Source organism: Peptoniphilus hominis (ex Hitch et al. 2025) (genome assembly GCF_040096015.1).
GTDB lineage: Bacteria > Bacillota > Clostridia > Tissierellales > Peptoniphilaceae > Peptoniphilus_A > Peptoniphilus_A hominis.
In genome coordinates this window covers 1-2,188 of the sequence record NZ_JBBMFO010000059.1, presented here as the reverse complement: position 1 = coordinate 2,188, position 2,188 = coordinate 1, and the positions used below count along the sequence as shown (strand labels likewise).

General features: G+C 30.2%; 1 protein-coding gene and 1 pseudogene. Both read right to left on the bottom strand.

All coding sequences use genetic code 11. The annotated features are described in order from the left end of the window. Positions 1–1,352 (bottom strand): annotated as a pseudogene (locus tag WMO19_RS09640) (hypothetical protein); the annotation flags it as partial. 569 nt (positions 1,353–1,921) lie between these two features. Further along, a partial coding sequence (locus tag WMO19_RS09635; protein WP_349171652.1) for a copper amine oxidase N-terminal domain-containing protein occupies positions 1,922–2,188 on the bottom strand: 267 nt, incomplete at its 5' end.

The window sequence follows — 2,188 nt, the reverse complement described above, 5'->3', positions numbered from 1 at the left end:
GCTTTTTTGTCATTTGCTGCCGCTTTTTCTTTTGCTTCTTCTACTGCTTTGTCTACTCCAGCTTTATCTGTTGCTTCATCTATTGCTTTGTCTGCTGCTGTCTTTTCTTCTGGTGTTAGATTTAAATCTTTTATTTCTTCTTTGGCTGCGTCTTTTGCAGTTTTTAGTTCATCTAATGATTTTCTTAAATCTGTTAAACGTGTTTCTAGTCCAGTTTTTCCGCTACCTTTAGCCAATGCATCTACTGCTTCCTTAGCTTTTGTATAATTCTCTTCTGTCTTGTCTGTTTCTGCTTTCTCAACTAATGCCTCTGCAGCTTCTAATGCTGGATTTGCAACCTGATTAAGCATTACCTCAACATCAATGATCTCTTCGGGACTTTCACATACTTTATATTTAAAGCTTTTTACTTCTGTCTTTTCATCCCATTCAATTCCATCAGCTGTTACAGTTAGTCCAGCTATTGTACCTTGGATTTTATTTGCATCAAATCCTTTAGGAAAATCTATGATTGAGTTTCCTTTAGGGACACTTATATTATATTTTTGATTTAATTCTTTCAAGAATAATTGAGTATTAGGTAGTTTTAAAACTGTTAGTTGGTTATTGCTACAATCAATACGCTGAAAAGCGGTGTTTTTGCTTACATCTAATGCTGTTAATTTGTTATTGCCACACAATAGAGTATTAAGTTTTGCGTTGTTCTTTACATCTAATTCTGTTAATTGGTTACTGTTGCAAGTTAAACTAGTAAGGGCGGTGTTTTTGCTTACATCTAATGCTGTTAATTTGTTATTGCCACAAGATAAACTCATAAGTGCGGTGTTTTTGCTTACATCTAATTCTGTTAATTGGTTATTGTTACATAACAGACTAGTAAGAGCGGTGTTTTTGCTTACATCTAATTTTGCTAATTTGTTATGGCCACACCATAGATGAGTAAGTTCTGGGTTTTTGCTTAAGTTTAATTCCGTCAGTTGGTTTGAGATACAATATAAATATTCAAGTTTCTGGTTTTGGCTTAAATCTAATCTTGTTATTTGGTTACTATTACAAGATAAACTTACAAGGTTTTTAAAAAACTCGATTCCTTTTAAGTCAACAATTTTTTTGTTGTTAACATCAATTTTGGTAACTGCATTTAGCTCTTCTTGACTTAAAACGCCTTTCGATGAATCTGTGTCAAAATTATCCGCTACATACTTCCTAAAATTAGCATCAGGGAAGTTTATTTCATCAATTTTTACATCTCCTTCTGCTGCATAGGTTTCTATGATATTAAAAGGTAGACAACCTAAGAGCATAACTAGGGCAAGAAATAACCCCATTATTCTTTTACTTTTTGCTTTCATTTTTTACCTCCAATTTTTATTTTTATCATCTTTTATTCCCCATTTTTTGTTTTCTTCTTTTCTTTCCTCCTTATATTTTTAAAAATCTATTATATCCTATCTATACCTGAGTCTCCTTTCTAGCTTACACAAAAATAATTCATACCTAGTTCTATTCTACCCCCCCCTTGTATTTTTGTCAATAGCCTATTATTTATAAGTATCTATGATTATTTACTGCTTTAATATAATTTAGTCTGTGATTAAAGAATTGTATTTAATAATGTTAAATAATATGTTTTATCAGGCTATTTTGTCTTTTGATTTTCTTTCTTTTTTTATATTTTTTCTTCTCTTCTCCATTTTATTAGTTTTTGTCAATATTTATTTTCTATCCTAAAAATTTTCTTGGTAATCTTGTCTTTATTTTCCATTTTTTAGTTTTTTGTTTTTATTTTCTTATTTAAAAAGGAACTAAGCACTTGGCTCAGTTCCTTCTTTTATTGCTAAAATTTAGCAAATATTTACTTGTCTAAGACTTATAAATTAGATTTGTAAAAATATTCAAAGTCTTGTTAGCTTTGAAGTTATTATTTTGCAACTTCTCTTGTAATTAGTACTTCCTTTGTATTTCCATTCCAGAAAATATCCTTGCCATCTTTTAAGCCCAATGCTCTTGCTATATTTGCTATTGGTAGCATTGTTCTGTCATTTCTAATGACTGGTTTTACATCACTTTCATAAACTTTTCCGTTTACGATGATTTTGTTTGTATCTACTGGAATTTTAACTACATTTTCTTTATCAATTAGGATTACTGTTCTGTTTTCATTATCCCACTGAACATTAAATCCTAA